At 33.2% G+C, this 17,427-nt stretch carries 16 protein-coding genes and 2 tRNA genes; 9 read left to right on the top strand and 9 right to left on the bottom strand.

The window, feature by feature from the left end:
- Positions 1-85 precede the first annotated feature (85 nt).
- The 3 genes from IW20_RS01815 to IW20_RS01805 all read left to right on the top strand — a co-directional run bounded on the left by IW20_RS01815 (position 86) and on the right by IW20_RS01805 (position 3,360).
- Positions 86-1,567, top strand: coding sequence for a helix-turn-helix domain-containing protein (locus IW20_RS01815; protein ID WP_035617970.1), 1,482 nt, complete (start codon positions 86-88; stop codon positions 1,565-1,567).
- A 492-nt stretch (positions 1,568-2,059) separates the two neighbouring features.
- Complete coding sequence (locus tag IW20_RS01810) at positions 2,060-2,782, top strand: pirin family protein (protein WP_035617968.1); 723 nt, start codon at positions 2,060-2,062, stop codon at positions 2,780-2,782.
- Positions 2,783-2,829: 47 nt separating this feature from the next.
- Positions 2,830-3,360 carry a YceI family protein gene (locus IW20_RS01805; protein ID WP_035617966.1) on the top strand — a complete coding sequence of 177 codons (531 nt, stop codon included), beginning with the start codon at positions 2,830-2,832 and terminating at the stop codon, positions 3,358-3,360.
- A gap of 356 nt (positions 3,361-3,716) precedes the next feature.
- Here the strand turns inward: IW20_RS01805 and IW20_RS01800 are convergent, their stop codons facing one another.
- Positions 3,717-4,580 carry an AraC family transcriptional regulator gene (locus tag IW20_RS01800; protein ID WP_035617964.1) on the bottom strand — a complete coding sequence of 288 codons (864 nt, stop codon included), beginning with the start codon at positions 4,578-4,580 and terminating at the stop codon, positions 3,717-3,719.
- 99 nt (positions 4,581-4,679) lie between these two features.
- Between IW20_RS01800 and IW20_RS01795 the strand changes: the two genes are divergently transcribed.
- The 4 genes from IW20_RS01795 (at position 4,680) to IW20_RS01780 (ending at position 7,117) form a co-directional block, all read left to right on the top strand.
- A complete protein-coding gene (locus IW20_RS01795; protein WP_035617962.1) occupies positions 4,680-5,042 on the top strand; it encodes a DUF983 domain-containing protein in 363 nt (120 codons plus the stop codon).
- A 75-nt stretch (positions 5,043-5,117) separates the two neighbouring features.
- Positions 5,118-5,993 carry an ACP S-malonyltransferase gene (gene fabD / locus IW20_RS01790; protein WP_035617960.1) on the top strand — a complete coding sequence of 292 codons (876 nt, stop codon included), beginning with the start codon at positions 5,118-5,120 and terminating at the stop codon, positions 5,991-5,993.
- A gap of 162 nt (positions 5,994-6,155) precedes the next feature.
- Positions 6,156-6,482 (top strand): LytR/AlgR family response regulator transcription factor, encoded by a 327-nt coding sequence (locus IW20_RS01785; protein WP_035617958.1) that lies wholly within the window; start codon positions 6,156-6,158, stop codon positions 6,480-6,482.
- A gap of 113 nt (positions 6,483-6,595) precedes the next feature.
- Positions 6,596-7,117 (top strand): hypothetical protein, encoded by a 522-nt coding sequence (locus IW20_RS01780; RefSeq protein WP_240478446.1) that lies wholly within the window; start codon positions 6,596-6,598, stop codon positions 7,115-7,117.
- A gap of 74 nt (positions 7,118-7,191) precedes the next feature.
- On the opposite strand, the gene IW20_RS01775 is transcribed toward IW20_RS01780, so the two are convergent.
- The 4 genes from IW20_RS01775 to IW20_RS01760 form a co-directional block, all read right to left on the bottom strand.
- Positions 7,192-8,394, bottom strand: a complete 1,203-nt coding sequence (locus IW20_RS01775; protein ID WP_051885492.1) for a glycerophosphodiester phosphodiesterase — start codon at positions 8,392-8,394, stop codon at positions 7,192-7,194.
- 208 nt (positions 8,395-8,602) lie between these two features.
- Positions 8,603-9,508, bottom strand: a complete 906-nt coding sequence (locus tag IW20_RS01770; RefSeq protein WP_035617955.1) for a DMT family transporter — start codon at positions 9,506-9,508, stop codon at positions 8,603-8,605.
- A gap of 84 nt (positions 9,509-9,592) precedes the next feature.
- On the bottom strand, positions 9,593-10,615 hold the full coding sequence (gene galE / locus IW20_RS01765) for a UDP-glucose 4-epimerase GalE (protein WP_035617953.1): 1,023 nt from the start codon (positions 10,613-10,615) through the stop codon (positions 9,593-9,595).
- A gap of 36 nt (positions 10,616-10,651) precedes the next feature.
- On the bottom strand, positions 10,652-11,782 hold the full coding sequence (locus IW20_RS01760) for a DegT/DnrJ/EryC1/StrS family aminotransferase (protein WP_035617951.1): 1,131 nt from the start codon (positions 11,780-11,782) through the stop codon (positions 10,652-10,654).
- Positions 11,783-11,947: 165 nt separating this feature from the next.
- On the opposite strand from IW20_RS01760, the gene IW20_RS01755 reads away from it, so the two are divergent.
- Entirely contained in the window at positions 11,948-13,174 is a 1,227-nt protein-coding gene (locus IW20_RS01755) for a 3-deoxy-D-manno-octulosonic acid transferase (RefSeq protein WP_035617949.1), read from the top strand.
- A 370-nt stretch (positions 13,175-13,544) separates the two neighbouring features.
- A complete protein-coding gene (locus IW20_RS01750) occupies positions 13,545-13,772 on the top strand; it encodes a hypothetical protein (protein ID WP_035617948.1) in 228 nt (75 codons plus the stop codon).
- 158 nt (positions 13,773-13,930) lie between these two features.
- Here IW20_RS01750 and IW20_RS01745 read toward each other — a convergent pair whose 3' ends face one another.
- The 4 genes from IW20_RS01745 to mutS form a co-directional block, all read right to left on the bottom strand.
- Complete coding sequence (locus IW20_RS01745; protein WP_035617945.1) at positions 13,931-14,278, bottom strand: YegP family protein; 348 nt, start codon at positions 14,276-14,278, stop codon at positions 13,931-13,933.
- A 173-nt stretch (positions 14,279-14,451) separates the two neighbouring features.
- Positions 14,452-14,537 (bottom strand) — tRNA-Leu (locus IW20_RS01740).
- 14 nt (positions 14,538-14,551) lie between these two features.
- Positions 14,552-14,624 (bottom strand) — tRNA-Gly (locus tag IW20_RS01735).
- 150 nt (positions 14,625-14,774) lie between these two features.
- Positions 14,775-17,384, bottom strand: coding sequence for a DNA mismatch repair protein MutS (gene mutS / locus IW20_RS01730; protein WP_035617943.1), 2,610 nt, complete (start codon positions 17,382-17,384; stop codon positions 14,775-14,777).
- Positions 17,385-17,427: the final 43 nt, after the last annotated feature.

Raw genomic sequence — 17,427 nt, 5'->3', positions numbered from 1 at the left:
AAGATTATTACAAAACAAGCGAACGTTCGCTAAATGTTAAAAATATTTTTTTGGCGATTATTTTTATAATGCGTATTTTTGAGTTATGGACATTGAAAAAGACTATATCAAGCTAATTTTCGGACTTAAATTAAGACAGGTTCGCACGCAAAAAAACCTTTCGTTATTTGGCTTAGCCAAACTCACGAACCTTTCTAAATCCTATTTGAACGAAATAGAAAAAGGAAAAAAATATCCGAAGACTGATAAGATTTTACTCTTGTGCGAAAATCTTGACATAAGTTATGATCAAATGGTTTCTTTGAAACTAGATAACAACTTGGCACCGATAGGCGAAATCTTAAAATCTGGTATTCTGAAAGAAATTCCGTTAGAGCTTTTTGGAATCCACGAAACTGATTTAATTGATATTATTGCTAATGCTCCTGCAAAAGTCAATGCCTTTATTAGTACCATAATAGAAATTGCTCAGCATTATAATTTAAGCCGAGAAAGTTTTTTCTTAGCGTCATTGCGTTCGTATCAAGAAGCACATACCAATTACTTTGAAGATCTAGAAAATAAAGTAGTCTCTTTTTCAAAATCATTTCAGATTAATCTAGAAAATCAAATTTCTACTCTTGAGTTAAGTGCTATCCTAAAAGAAGAATACGGTTATACGATTAAAGAACTTCTTTTTAAAGATCAAGAAGCTTTGGGAGATTTACGTTCTATTTATGTTCCTAAAAGCAAAACATTATTACTGTCTAAAGAAATAGATGATCCACAAAGAGCTTTTATATTAGCCAAAGAAATAGCATATAACTACTTAGAAATAACCGACAGATTACTAACTTTCAGCTGGATAAAGTTTGATAATTTTGATCAAGTCTTGCATAATTTCTATGCTTCTTATTTTGCTGGAGCATTATTATTACCTCGAAAATTATTAATAGACGACATTAATCTTTTCTTGACCAAAGAGCAACCAAGACCAGAAGAGTTTGTTGCTTTAATCGAAAAATTTAATGTTTCGCCAGAATCATTTTATCAAAGATTAACCAATCTTTTACCAAAAGATTTTCATTTAAAGAATTTATTTTTTCTGAGAATGTCCCACCACATAGGCTCGGGAACGTACCAAATAAAAAAAGAGCTTCATATTACCAATCAGCAAGAACCTCATGCCAATGAAATGAATGAGCATTATTGCCGCCGATGGGTTTCGATTAAAACTATCGACGAAGCAATTAAACAAAACAAAGCTCATTTTTTTGACGCTCAGATTTCAAGTTATGAGAATAGTGGAAACGAATATCTTGTTTTTTCATCGGCAACCAAAGATCCTTTTGTAGAAAACTGCATCCGAAGTATTTCGGTTGGAATCCTGATTACTCCAGCCATGAAAAAGAAATTCAAGTTTATAGAAGCCAAACCAGTAGTAAAACAAATAGTTGGTGTTACTTGCGAAACATGCGCTGTAAAAAACTGCATGGAAAGAGCCTCACCTCCAACGCAACTAGAAAACAAAAAACGCCACGAGAATACGGATTTAGTTGTACAGCAATATATCGCGAAGTATAGTTAATTTTTTTTTGAATTACTAGATTATTCAAAATTAGACAGCTAAAATACAATGCAGCGCTTTTCTATCGTTGCAGAATTATATCATGAAGACGCACTGCGGTGCGCCTCTACAAACATGACGCAATAACTTGTTAGGTTATTATTTTTTAAAATAAATTATATCTCTAAACAACAATTTTGTAGTTATGTTATCTATAAAATAGAGTAAATACTCTATTTATTTCCTAATACAAAATCTTCCTACATTGTTGAGTTACAGACGGTGATTCTTCGACTCCGCTCAGAAGGACAAGATTGTGGTTACGCTATGATTATCTCAAAACACAACCTTAGGAACTTAGAACCTCAGCAACTCAGAACCTATTCTCCTTTGTACCTTTGCCTCTCTATCCCTCTGAACCTATAAAAAAACATTTCTTAATCTAGGTTAAGTGCTCTCCCTTTCCTTTGGTTGTAAATTTGCCCTATCAAATAACAATTAACACAAACAATCATGGAAAATATAGTAATTCATAAAGCCGAAACTCGTGGAAATGCAAACCACGGCTGGCTTAACGCATATCACAGTTTTAGTTTCGCAACCTATTACGATTCAGAACGTATACAATTTGGAGCACTTCGTGTTTTAAACGACGATACTATTGCTGCAGGAATGGGTTTTGGTACACATCCTCACGATAATATGGAAATTATTACCATTCCACTTGAAGGTGATTTGGCCCATAAAGACAGCATGGGAAATACCGAAATTATCAAACATGGAGATATTCAGGTAATGAGTGCCGGAACAGGAATCCAACATAGTGAGTTTAATCCAAATGCGGATCAGCAAACTAAGTTATTACAAATTTGGTTATTCCCAAACAAACGTAATGTGACTCCTCGTTACCAACAAATTTCGTTAAAAACTGAGGACAGACATAACAAATTACAACAAGTATTATCTCCAAATCCTGATGATGCTGGAGTTTGGATTCATCAAGATGCTTGGTTTCATATGGGGAATTTTGATGCTGGTACTACAACCGAATATTCAATTAAAAAAGAAGGAAATGGTTTGTATGTTTTTATCCTAAAAGGAAACGTAACTATCAACGGACAAGAATTAAATACTCGTGATGCGATTGGAATCAGAGATTTTAAAACAGCAACTATTACAGCAAATACTGACGCTGAGTTTCTAATAATGGAGATTCCGATGCAAGTAAATTATTAATTCAACATTATATAACAATATTAACTATTATAATAAAACAAAAAATTATGGCAACTACAAAATGGGCTATTGACCCAACACACTCAGAAATTGGATTTAAAGTAAAACACATGATGTTTACTAATGTTTCAGGTAAGTTTAACAACTACGAAGCAACGATTACAAGTAATGAAAACAACTTTGAGAATGCAGCAATTGAATTTTCTGCAGACATCAAATCTATCGACACAGGAAATCTAGATAGAGACAATCACTTAAGAAGTGCCGATTTCTTTGATGTAGAAAATAGTCCAAAAATGACTTTTAAATCTACCTCTTTCACAAAAATAGACGATGGTAATTATGAACTTATTGGTAATTTAAACATCAGAGGCGTTGAAAAACAAGTTAAACTTCCGGTAGAATTTAGCGGAATCATGACTGATCCATGGGGAAACACAAAAGTGGGTTTAAACATTTCTGGTAAAATCAACCGTAAAGATTGGGGATTAAATTGGAATTCTGCTTTAGAAGCTGGAGGTGTTTTAGTAAGCGACGATGTTCGCTTAAACATCGAATTGCAATTTGCAAAACAATAATTATCCCTTATAAATTTTAGTATTTAATTTGGTTAAAACCCTATGCTTTGTAAAAAGTATGGGGTTTTGTTTTTTCCATTATAAGGATCATAAATCATATTATGAAGACGCACTGCGGTGCGTCTCTACAAACAACACGTTAATAACTATTGTTTATCATTGTTTGAAAAATCCGTTTTTATCTGCGTCTTCACTTTTGTGAATCCGTTTAATCTGCGTTCTATTTAGCATGAGATTTACGATTACAATTCCGTTAATTACTCACATTGCGAGGCTTCGACTCCGCTCAGCCTGACAACCTCTTTTCATCTCCAATTTTGTTTCTCTCATCTCGCCTCTCACTTCTCACAAAAAAATCACTTCTTCAAATTCCTAAACTCAGTTGGCGATAAATTGGTATATTTTTTAAAGACCCGAGAAAAGTATGAATAATCATCGTATCCAACTTCTTCTGCAATTTCATTAACCGCTAATTGCTTATCGATTAGCATTCTTTTTATTTCCAGAACAACTCGATCTGTAATTACTTCTGTCGCAGTTTTTTTCAAAATATCATTACATATTCTATTGAGATGTTTTAAGGTAATATGTAATTGTTCAGCATAAAACGAAGGTGATTTATTTGTCTTAAAATGAAGTTCAAGAAGCTCTTCAAATTTCTTTATTTTTATATTGTACGGATGAACTTCATGAACCTCAGAATCATCATATTTTCTTGCAATTTCTATATGAATTGAATCTAATAGGTTAAGCATTTTATCTAATTGATATTTATTCTTCTGCTTACTTTCCCGCATTAACAACTCAAAATAAGGCTCAATTCCTTTTATAGAATCAGCTTCAAAATTAACCTGTGGTTTATTATTTATTGAACTGTAAAAAGCATAATCATTGATTTTTTTTTGGCCAAAATACAGGTTGTACATTTCCTGAGAAAAGATTACAACGTACCCTTCAACATCTTGTGATAAATTCCAAAAATGTATTTGTCCAGGCTGAAGCAAAAACAAACTTCCTTTCTTTATATCAAATCTATCAAAATCAATCTCATGAATTCCAGAACCATCTGTAAACAAAACCATTAAATAGGAATCATGACGATGTGGTTTCTCGACAAAACTGTGCGTTTTTAAATGTTCTGTAAAAGAATTTACATAAAAATCACTTCTTGTATCATTGCAACTAAAATTGGCAACACTATAAATTGGGTATTTTTTCATGGCTACAAATGTCTTTATTGTGCTATAATAAGCGAAGATATAAAAACAGAATTGAAAACGAGCGAAGTATCTTTGTATATAATAAAAAATGAACCAATTATGTCATATATGATCACCCATGTTTTAAGAAATGAATGTCCTAATTGTCACAAAGGAAAAATTCTAGATGAGAAAAATATATTTCTTACCTTCAAATTTCCAAAAATGCACAAAGAATGTAGTGAATGTGGTTTTAAATTCGAGAAAGAACCTGGTTTCTTTTTTGGTGCCATGTACATGAGTTACGGACTAACTGTAGCACAAGGTATTGCTACTTATTGTATTGCTCAATTTTTCTTCGAAAAAAATTTCGATTTAAGGATTATCCCTATTATTGCCGTAGTGATAGTTTTATTTTCTTTCTTTAACATCCGTCTATCGAGATTGTTATGGATTTATATGTTTAAGAATTATTCAAGCTAAAAAAATAGTATTTTTGCCTTTCAATTGAAACTAATTTTTCAATTTTAGAATCACTAAATTTTTAAATTAAAAGAAATGAAAGCATACGTATTTCCAGGTCAAGGTGCGCAATTTACAGGAATGGGCAAAGACTTATATGAAAATTCGGCTTTAGCCAAAGAATTATTCGAGAAAGCTAACGAAATATTAGGTTTTAGAATTACTGATATCATGTTTGAAGGTACTGCCGAAGAACTAAAAGAAACTAAAGTAACCCAACCAGCAGTATTCTTGCATTCGGTTATTTTAGCCAAAACTTTGGGAGAAGATTTTAAACCAGAAATGGTAGCAGGTCACTCTTTAGGAGAATTTTCTGCTCTGGTTGCAAACGGCACTTTGTCTTTTGAAGACGGATTAAAATTAGTTTCTCAACGTGCTTTGGCAATGCAAAAAGCTTGCGAAATTACTCCATCTACAATGGCTGCAGTTTTAGGATTAGCAGATAATGTTGTAGAAGAAGTTTGTGCTTCGATAGACGGAATTGTAGTTGCTGCAAATTACAACTGTCCTGGGCAATTAGTAATTTCTGGAGAAACAACTGCTGTTGAAAAAGCTTGTGAAGCAATGAAAGCTGCTGGTGCAAAACGTGCTTTGATATTACCTGTTGGTGGCGCTTTTCACTCACCAATGATGGAACCTGCAAGAGAAGAATTAGCTGCTGCGATTGAAGCAACAACTTTCTCTACTCCTATTTGTCCTGTATATCAAAACGTAACTGCAAGTGCGGTTTCTGATCCAAATGAAATAAAAAAGAATTTAATCATTCAGCTTACAGCTCCTGTAAAATGGACTCAATCTGTACAACAAATGATTGCTGATGGCGCTACTTTATTTACAGAAGTAGGTCCTGGAAAAGTTTTAGCTGGATTAATCGGTAAAATTGATAAAGAAGCTGTTACTGCAAATGCATAATTTTTCGGTATTCAGTTACAGTTTTAAGAAGTCAGTCTAAAAATTGTCAACAAAAATAGAATCCTCACAAGCATATGTTTGTGGGGATTTTTTTAATATTTCAAACTCTACATAAGTAATATTTATGTAATTTCGAAAAACCACACAAACTAAAAACCAGCAATGACATCTGAAAAATTCACCTTCATAAAAACCGATAAAAAGATAATCAAATTATACTTTGATACTATCGCTGTCATTACTGGTTTAGGTAATTATGTACAAATAATAACTATAGACAATACAAAATACACTTATTACAAATCCCTAAAAGATTTAATTGATGTATTGCCCAATGAATTTATGAGAGTTCACAATTCTTCAATTGTTAATTTAACCAATATAGATAGTATCGAAGACAATCATATTATAGCCAAAGGAAATAAAATCACCATTGGTAAAACCTACAAAGAATGCCTTACTACCGCTCTCGATAAGTTTATGCTATAATCGTCCACATAAAAAAACAAGCAGTGTGTATAGTATTTACACACGTTTGTATAAAATAGTTCCATGTGCTTTATACTTTGTTTTCATTTGCCTGAACATTAAACAATTCAGCAATGATAAAAGCAATTTTAAAAATCTTATTAACTATTATTATGTCTACACAAATTTCGAATGCACAAAAATATCCTCTAAAGGAAGATGTCGCTACTATTAACGGAATTATAAAAGCTACTTACGAAGCCGTTTCGGGAGAAGCCGGAGAAAAACGACAATGGGAACGCGACCTTTCGCTTCATGACCCAAATGCTATTTATTCTTTTCCGGTGGAAAATGCCAATGGAAAAACACAACAAACTACAATGTCCCTTAAAGATTTTCATAAAGAAACCGATACTATGGTTGCAAAAACAGCCTTTTATGAAAAAGAAATAAACCGTGAAGTTCGTATATTTGGGAATATCGCACACGTTTGGAGCACTTATGAAACTCGATTAGTAAAAAATGGCCCTGTTGCCCGAAGAGGAATTAATAGTATACAGCTCTATTACAACGAAGGGAGATGGTGGATTATATCTTGGACTTTTGACAAAGAGAAAGAGGACAGAAAAATCCCTCAATCTTTCGACCCACAATAACAAAAGCTTTAAAACAAAAAAAATCCCATATTATCGGATTTGATAGTATGGGATTTTTATTGCTTAAAGCAAAATTATCTCGCTTGAACTGCTGTATCTGTAAAATCAGAAAACACACCATCTAAACCTAATTTATAAAAAGCCTGATATTCTAAAGTTGGGTTATTTTTATAATTACTCAACAATCGTTTCCCTTCATTTCTGAACGTGTAAGCATGCACTTGTAATCCTTTTTTATGCGCATCAGAAATTAAAGTTGTTGGTGGTAGCGCAACTTTATCAGCATCATCTACTTTACCGTCTGCATTAATATCGTCTGCTTTGCCATCATTATTTGCATCTACTCCTTTATACGAAATGATAAAAGGTTTCCACGGACCAATTCCTGTTGCGTAAGTTTTTACAAAATCTAAACCTTCCTGTGTTCTAAAAAATCCATAATCTCTAGTATCACCTTTTAAATACCAATCGTATGGTTTTCCATCAGAAATAATTTCTCCTTGAGGAACTGTAAAAATCAAATCTCCATTTAGAGCTACATCGTAACAGCTCAATAACTGTATTGTTTTCACTGTTGATTTAGTTCTTATGTATTGCAAATTAGAAACCTCAAACGACTGAACATAAACTGGAGACGAAGCATTATTCCATCCCTCGGCAGTTAACATTTCTAATAATTTATCGGTAATCTTTAAATTTAACGCCTCATGAAAAGAAGGATGTTTTGTTTCTGGATAAATCCCGATAACACGTCCTAATTGTGCTGATTTTTGTTTTGCCAAAGCAATAACTTCTGCAAATGTTGGAATCGCATACAGATTATTATATTGTTGTGAACGCTCCGCAAAAGCTTGTTTTGCTTTTAATTGTTTAATTTCTGCTAAAGTAAAATCAGAAACAAACCAATCGGATACCATTGCACCATCAATATTTTTGGTTGTTTTTTTAGAAGCAAAAGCTGGAATTTCTGATACGTTTGTCGTTCCAGACAGCATTGGTTCATGGCGTACTACAAGTTGTCCATCTTTTGTCATTACTAAATCTGGCTCTATAAAATCAGCTCCCATTTCGATAGCTTTAGTATATCCCTCAATAGTATGCTCTGGCAAATAACCTGATGCACCTCGGTGAGCGACTACAATAGGATTTGCTCCAGTTAAAGTTGGATATTTTCCAGTTTCAGGCGTTTGATTATCATCGTCATTCATATCACAAGCCAATAACAAAATTACAGCACTTAAGAAAATTGTGCTTTTTAAAATTTGAAATGAATTCATAGTTTATATTTTTAGCAAATAAATGCCATTTTCATTCAATAAACGTTAGCACTGAGTTAAGTATCAGTTATACTTTATTTGTTTTTCCCTTTTTAGCATTCATGATGATTTTATTTAATATCCGAATTTACAACATTTTACACCAAACAAAAAATCCCAAACTATCAACATGACAATTTGAGATTTCTACACAATTAGAAACAAGATTTTAGGCAATCTTTTTTTCTTTCTTTTTATAATTGATAATAAAAACTCCTGATATAATAAGTGCTGTCGCGATAATAAAATCTACAGTAATTACTTCGTCTAACAATAACCACCCAAGAAAAACTGCAATTATAGTATTGAAGTAAGACAAAATAGAAACCTGTATTGCCGTTACTCGCTTCAAAGCATAATGATAAGAGAAAAAAGCTAGTATAGATCCAAAAATAGACAAATATAAAGCTGCAAAAATACTTCTCGTACTCCACAAGCTTACATCTGGATTTGGAGAAAAAATAAATGCCAAAACCAACTGAACCAAAGTAGCAATAGTAAACTGATAAAATAAATTCAGTGTAATATTATTCGATTTATGTGCATGAGTTTTTGTATAAATTGTTCCCGCTGCCCAACCTAAAATTGCTAAACTCATAAATATAAGTCCGTGTTGATAATTAGAATCTAAAAATAAACCTAGTCCATCTTTAAAAATAAAAACAACTCCCGTAAAACCAATTATAACTCCTATAATACCTTTTAAACTTGGTTTTTGCAATCCAAACAAAACACTACCTATAAAGATAAGTACAGGCGACAAAGCACTCATTATAGATGCTAGTCCACTTGGCAAAGTTTGCTCAGCAACGGTGGTAAAACCATTTGCAATAACAATCATTAATAAAGCTGGAATTAATTGGTGTTTAAAATTCTCCCAACCAATCCATTTTAATTCTTTTTTAAACAGTAAAATAGTCATTGCTATTAATCCTGCTAAACCCTGACGAATAGAAGTTACAAACCATGGCGGAATTGTTTCTACCGCAACCCTGATTCCTAAAAAAGTTGTCCCCCACACGATCCCTACTGTTGCCATGCAGAGATATAATTTATAATCTGGTTTTTGTTGCATCGCTAATACTATATCTTTTTAAATAAAAAAGCCCCAAATTATAATACTATAATTTGGGACTTTTAAAATACTATCTATTTTAAACTAAGAAACTTTGTTTCTTATCTTTTCTTCCCATTTCCAAGCGCTCTTCATCGCTTCATCAAGCGTTGATTGGGCTTTCCACCCCAGCACATCATTAGCTTTTGCTGTATTTGCATAAGCCTCGGTAATATCACCTTCTCTTCGTGCTACAATTTTATATGGTAATTTTTTATCACTTACCTTTTCAAAACTCGTAATCACTTCAAGAACAGAACTTCCTTTTCCTGTACCCAGATTAAATGTTTCTACTTTTTCCAGATTCTTTTTATTCAATAATCTCTGTAGTGCCACGACATGCGCTTTTGCTAAATCGACCACATGAATATAATCCCGAACGCAAGTACCATCGGTTGTAGGATAATCATCTCCGTAAACTGATAATTCCTGACGCAATCCGATTCCGGTTTGTGTAATAAAAGGAACTAAATTCTGAGGAACTCCAATTGGCAATTCACCAATTTCTGTAGATGGATGCGCTCCAATCGGGTTAAAATAACGCAATAAAATAGCGTTGATATTAGTAGCTTTTGCAGTATCTCTAATAATTTCTTCACCTATTTTCTTAGTATTTCCGTAAGGAGATATTGGTTGCTGCACAGGAGCATCTTCTGTAATCGGCATTTTTTCGGCTTGACCGTAAACCGTACAAGATGAACTAAAAATAAAACTAGCCTCTGGCTTTTGCTGTAGTTCCTGCAAAAGATACACTAAACTACTAATGTTGTTTTCGTAGTATAAAAGTGGATTTTCAACACTTTCTCCAACCGCTTTTGATGCCGCAAAATGAATTACCCCAGTAACATCATTATGCTTCTTAAAAAAGTTTTGCACTGCAGCCTTTTCTCTTAAATCTAATTTTTCGAACAAAGGCGTTTTACCTGTAATGGCTACAATTCCTTTTAAAACATCTTCTGAAGAATTAGAAAGATTATCAATTATTACAACTTCAAAGCCTTCATTTTGCAATTCGACTACGGTATGCGAACCGATAAATCCTAATCCCCCTGTTACTAATACTTTCATTTCTTGGTTGTTTTTTGGCTATTTACTTGTTTTGGTTTATTTCAAAAATTCAATTACACTATCGGTAATAAATTTAATTTGCTCATCATCAAGCTCAGTATGCATAGGCAAAGACAATACTTCTTGTACCAATTGATTGGTCACTGGGAAATATTCTTCTTTATAACGTACATCAAGATATGCTTTTTGAGAATGCAACGGAATTGGATAATAAATCGCACAAGGAATTCCTTTATCTTGTAAATGTTGCAACAATCCGTTTCTATCAGCATTTATAATTCGTAAAGTATATTGATGAAAAACGTGATCATTTTCTTTAGGATTAAATGAAGGCGTAATAATATTAGCATGTCCTGCTAATGCAGCATTATATTTAGTTGCAGCCTCACGACGTGCTTTATTATACTCATCTAATAACGGAAGTTTTACATTTAAAACTCCTGCCTGAATACTATCTAAACGTGAATTTACACCTACAACATCATGATGATAACGCTCGTACATTCCGTGATTTACAATTCCGCGAATAATATGTGCCAAAGCATCATCATTAGTAAAAATAGCTCCACCATCTCCATAACAACCTAAGTTTTTAGATGGAAAGAAAGAAGTTGCAGCTACATGTCCCATAACCCCTACTTTGGTTTTTGCACCAGATTTAGAAACATAATCAGCTCCAATTGCTTGCGCATTATCTTCGATTACATATAAATTATGTGCTGCAGCAAGCTCCATAATTGCATCCATATTAGCAGCACGTCCGAATAAATGTACTGGAACAATTGCTTTAGTTTTTGGCGTAATTGCTTTTTTAATAGCATCGATAGAAATATTCATACTATCCATCTCAACATCTACTAAAACAGGAGTTAATTGCAACAAAGCGATTACCTCTACAGTTGCTGCAAAAGTAAAATCGGCAGTAATAACCTCATCTCCTGGTTTTAAATCCAGACCCATCATTGCAATTTGCAACGCATCTGTTCCGTTTGCACAAGGAATAACATGTTTTGCCCCTAAATAAGTTTCGAGATTTTTTTGGAATTGATGAACCAATGGTCCATTAATATATGTATTTGTATCTAAAACGTCTTGAATCGAAGCATTTACAGCTACTTTTATTTTATCATATTGACTTTTTAAGTCAACCATTTGAATTTTTTTCATTTCGATATTCTAATTTAAAGTTTGCGCTCCCGAATGGACTAAGCCACATTTCTATTGACTTTCAAAATAATACTTCCGAAAACGAGCAACAAAAATAGTTATTTAATGAGTTTAAACCAATGAAAATAATTGAAAGAAACGTATTTTAGCCCCAAATATTCAACTATGCTTTTTCTATACAATCTAATCGTTTTTATTGTAGCCTTTTTATTAAAAATAGTAGCCCTTTTTAGTCCTAAAATCAGACTATTTGTAAACGGAAGAAAAGATGTTTTTGCCATCCTTAAAGAAAAGATAAAACCCTCTGACAAAACGATTTGGTTTCACGCAGCTTCTCTAGGCGAGTACGAGCAAGGATTACCAGTTATCGAAAAAATAAAAGAAAAATATCCCTCTCACAAAATCATTGTTACTTTCTTTTCTCCTTCTGGTTATGAAGTTCGAAAAAACAATACCGTTGCAGATGCAACACTTTATCTTCCTCTGGATACTAAACAAAATGCTAAGCAATTTTTAAAACTTGCTCATCCAGAAATGGTCTTTTTTATCAAATATGAGTTTTGGCTAAACTACCTTAATGAATTAAAGAAAAACAATACACCTACTTATTTAGTTTCGGGAATTTTTAGAGACAATCAGATATTCTTTAAATGGTATGGTGGTTTTTACAAAAAAGCACTTGATGCTTTTACTTACTTTTTTGTTCAAAACGAAAGTTCCAAAAACAAAATCGAATCTATTGGATATAAGAACGTAATCATTTCGGGAGACACTAGATTTGATCGTGTTGTTGCTATTTTGGAACGTGATAATACTTTAGATTTTATTGCTGAATTTAAAAACAACACCACTACTATTGTTATTGGTAGTTCATGGCCTAAGGACGAAGTTTTATTAACCGAATATATTAACACTACTCAAGAGCGTGTAAAGTTTATTATCGCTCCTCATAATATCAAACCCGAACAAATTACAGCGCTACAACAATCTATTACTAAAAAGACAATTCTGTTTTCTGAGAAAGAGGGCAAGAACCTAGCTGATTACGATGTTTTTATCATTGATACTGTGGGGATATTAACCAAGATATACAGTTACGCAACGATTGCTTATGTAGGTGGTGGCTTCGGAAATCCTGGCGTTCATAATATACTAGAACCAGCAACTTTTGGTCTTCCTATTATAATTGGACCGAATTATTCTCATTTTGCCGAAGCCACAGAACTTGTTCATTTGGGAGGTTGCATATCTATTACCGACGCAAAGCAACTAGAAACCGAATTCAACCATCTTATCACAGATAAAGACTATCTTAATGAGAAAGGCTTAATTTGCAAGTCGTACGTTCAAAATAAGAAGGGAGCCACCAATAAAATCATGAGCATTATTTAATCTCTCTCCCTAATTTATCATAAAACATGTTATCCAAATCATAATTTTTTGGCCGTTTTCAGATAAAATGAATTAGTAATTCAAACTTTCATAGCTAATACTGATTCATTTTTTATTACAATTAGCCTAATTAAGAACGGAGAAACAACGTGTTTACTAGCCTTAGCGAGTGCATTTGACTAAAAAACACTCCATTAAACATTAATTGATTACTTCTAAAAGCTTTTTAACGTTTTTGGCACGTTAATTGATAATAAGATAAACGTGAGCAACGAAGAATATTTTAAAAAAAAATAAAAAAATATTTTACATATTAAAAAATTTATATCTTTGCCACGAATTAATAATTAACCTTTTATAATAAAGTAAGATGAAAAAAGTATTTTTAAGTTTAGCTGTTGTTGCTGTTTTAACTGTTGTATCTTGTAAAAAAGCTGACGCTGCTCCTGCTGACGACGCTGCTGCTGTAGTTGATTCTGCTGCTGTTGTTGTTGATTCTGCTGCTGCTGTAGTTGATTCTGCTGCTGTTGTAGTTGATTCTGCTGCTGCTACTGCTACTGATGCTGCTAAAACTGCAACTGAAGCTGCAAAAAAATAATTAGAACCTAGATTCTAAAATTTTTAAAGCCATCCGCTAAGAGCGAGATGGCTTTTTTATTGGAATAAAGTTTAGCATTATTTTTTAAGCCAAAAAAAAGAGAGCGCGTTTTGATAAATTATCAAAACGCGCTCTCTTTTTTATTTCAACCTTATAAGCTAATCCTCAAAAACAAAATCATTAACCGAGAAATCTAAAATTTCAGATCTAGATCCATAAGTAACAATTTCCTTTATTCCTTTTTGAAGAAGCAACTCGGTCGTATATTTTCTACTTGTTGCAAAATGATTATCATCAAAAACCAACTTAAAGAAATACTTCCCACCAGACGATTTAAACTTCAAAAACTTAGCCGTATCTATACTTCCCTTAAATTTCTCAATCTCTTCCTCACATTCAAATTTAAGCTCATAACTAAGACTTGTAAAGATGACCTTCCCTTTTCTGGAAGTAAACACAAATTTATACTCATCATTAAACCTCTTACTTATCACGAAAGCACCCATTTATATTTTAAATTTTTAGATTATCGATTTCAAAACCCTAAACTCCTCAGATAACTGATTTAAAAACCAACGAAGATTTATTCAAAGCCTGAAATCAAGTATCATTAAGTCTACTTTTAAGATTACAAACTTTTGTAAAATAAAAAAACCTCTTCAAAAGAAGAGGTTTTTAGTACTCAGAGCGGGACTTGAACCCGCACGAACATTGCTGTTCACTGGATTTTAAGTCCAGCGTGTCTACCAATTTCACCATCCGAGCATTATGTAGTGTTGAGCGAAAAACGGGGCTCGAACCCGCGACCTCGACCTTGGCAAGGTCGCGCTCTACCAACTGAGCTATTTTCGCATTTCATTTTTATTAAAGAACCGCAACACTTGATTTGTTCTGTATTGCGAGTGCAAATTTAGGACATTTATTGAATTAAACAAGCCTTTTTTCAAAAAAAATCACACAAAAAACATAACATTCTGATAACGTATTCTTTAAAAATTGAAATTATTTCCTAGTAATCATTCTTTTTATTTCATTAAGCTTCATCAGCGCTTCTACTGGGGTTATCGCATTTATATCAAGATTTAAAATCTCTTCTTTAATCTCTTCTAATAATGGATCATCTAGATTAAAGAAACTCATTTGCATTTCGTCATTATCAGATTTAACTCCGTTTAATGCATCGCTTGAATGGTCTTTCTCTAATTTCTTTAAAAGCTTCTGTGCTTTCAAGATTACAATTTGAGGCATTCCCGCCATTTTTGCTACATGAATACCAAAACTATGTGCGCTACCTCCTTTTACCAGTTTTCGGATAAAAAGAACAGTATCTTTTAATTCTTTTACAGCAACGTTATAATTCTGGATTCTCGGTAACGAATCGGTCATTTCATTTAACTCATGATAATGCGTTGCAAATAATGTCTTAGGTCTTGATGGATGTTCGTGTAAAAACTCTGCAATTGCCCACGCAATCGAAATTCCATCATAGGTACTCGTTCCTCTTCCTATTTCATCTAGTAATACTAAACTTCTGTCTGAGATATTATTCAAGATAGACGCCGTTTCGTTCATCTCGACCATAAAAGTCGATTCTCCCATCGAAATATTATCCGAAGCTCCCACTCTGGTAAATATCTTATCTACCATTCCCATCCTAACGCTATCTGCAGGAACAAAACTTCCCATTTGAGCCAGCAATACAATTAAAGCTGTTTGACGCAAAATAGCCGACTTACCCGACATATTGGGACCAGTAATCATTATTATCTGCTGTGTTTCTCTATCTAAGAAAACATCATTGGCAATATAAGGCACTCCAACTGGTAATTGTTTTTCGATAACAGGGTGTCTTCCGTTTTTAATTTCTAATTCGAAAGTATCATCTATTTCCGGGCAAACGTATTTATTCTCGATTGCTAGCTGCGTAAACGAGCACAAACAATCTAATTGTGCCACCAAGCTTGCATTCATTTGCACAGGCTTGATATATGTTGTAATCCAAGAAACCAATTGTTCAAAAAGCTCCAACTCTATTTTATGAATCTTTTCTTCGGCTCCTAGAATTTTAGTTTCGTATTCTTTTAATTCCTCAGTAATATAACGTTCCGCATTAACCAAGGTTTGCTTACGAATCCATTCCGCAGGCACTTTATCTTTATGCGTATTTCGAACTTCTATATAATATCCAAAAACATTATTGAATGATATCTTCAAGGAGGTGATTCCTGTTCTTTGTGATTCTCTGGTTTCAATTCCTTCTAAATATTCTTTCCCTGAAGTCGATATTGCTCTTAAATCATCTAGTTCTTCGCTAATTCCTTTCGCAATAGCGTTACCTTTATTAATAGATACTGGTGCTGAATCCTGATTTAAAGTCGTTTTAATTTTCTCACGCAATAAATCACAACTATGCAAGCTATCTCCTATTACTTTTACAGCTTCTTGCGGACTTTTAAGCGCAAGTTCTTTTATCGGAATTATAGCATCCAGAGATTCTTTTAAATAAACAATTTCACGAGGAGAAACTTTCCCAGCGGCAATTTTAGAAATTAAACGTTCTAAATCGGATATTTGTTTAATTTGATACTGAATATCGTGTAGTACTTCTTGATTTTCTTTCAGATATGTTACTACTTCATGACGGCTTTTTATCTTATTACTATCCTTAAGAGGTAATGCCAACCAACGTTTTAATAAACGCCCTCCCATTGGCGAAAGCGTTCTATCGATAACATCAAGAAGCGTAACTGCATTTGGGTTATAACTATGGTACAATTCCAGATTACGAATTGTAAAACGATCCATCCACACATAAGCATCTTCGGCAATACGCTGAATGGCGGTTATATGTTGTACTCTATTATGTTGTGTTTCGGACAAATAATATAAGATTGCTCCCGAAGCAATAATTCCTTCTTTTAACTCTTCTATCCCAAAACCTTTTAAGGAAGCGGTCTGGAAATGTTTTGTCAAAATTTCAAAAGCGTAGTCTTCTTTATATATCCAATCTTCTAAATAAAAACTATGAAAATCTTCTCCAAAAGCATCTTTAAAATCATTCTTATTATGCTTTGGAACCAAAACTTCACTTGGATTGAAGTTTTGCAATAACTTATCTATATATTCTGCATTTCCTTGCGCAGTAAGAAATTCTCCTGTAGAAACATCTAGAAACGAAACACCGATATTTTTATTCGTAAAATAAACCGATGCCAAAAAGTTATTTGTTTTTGACTGCAAAACCTCATCGTTAAGAGAAACTCCCGGAGTTACTAGTTCTGTTACCCCTCTTTTTACGATAGTTTTCGTCATTTTAGGATCTTCTAACTGATCGCAAATCGCTACACGAAGTCCTGCTTTTACCAGTTTTGGTAAATATGTATTAATAGAATGATGCGGAAAACCAGCCAAAGCCGTTTCGGTTTCTGAACCTGCACCACGTTTTGTTAATGTTATTCCTAGAATTTTAGAAGCTCTAATGGCGTCTTCTCCAAAGGTTTCGTAAAAATCACCAACTCTAAAAAGCAGACATGCATCAGGATATTTTCTCTTGATTTCGTTGTACTGTTTCATTAAGGGTGTTTCTTTCACCACTTTCTCTTTCGCTGCCAAATTACTATGTTTTTAAATGAAATTTTATGACAGCGAATTTATA

Origin of the sequence: Flavobacterium hydatis, assembly GCF_000737695.1 — a bacterium.
Taxonomy (GTDB): Bacteria; Bacteroidota; Bacteroidia; order Flavobacteriales; family Flavobacteriaceae; genus Flavobacterium; species Flavobacterium hydatis.
This window is presented reverse-complemented; position numbering and strand designations above follow the sequence as displayed.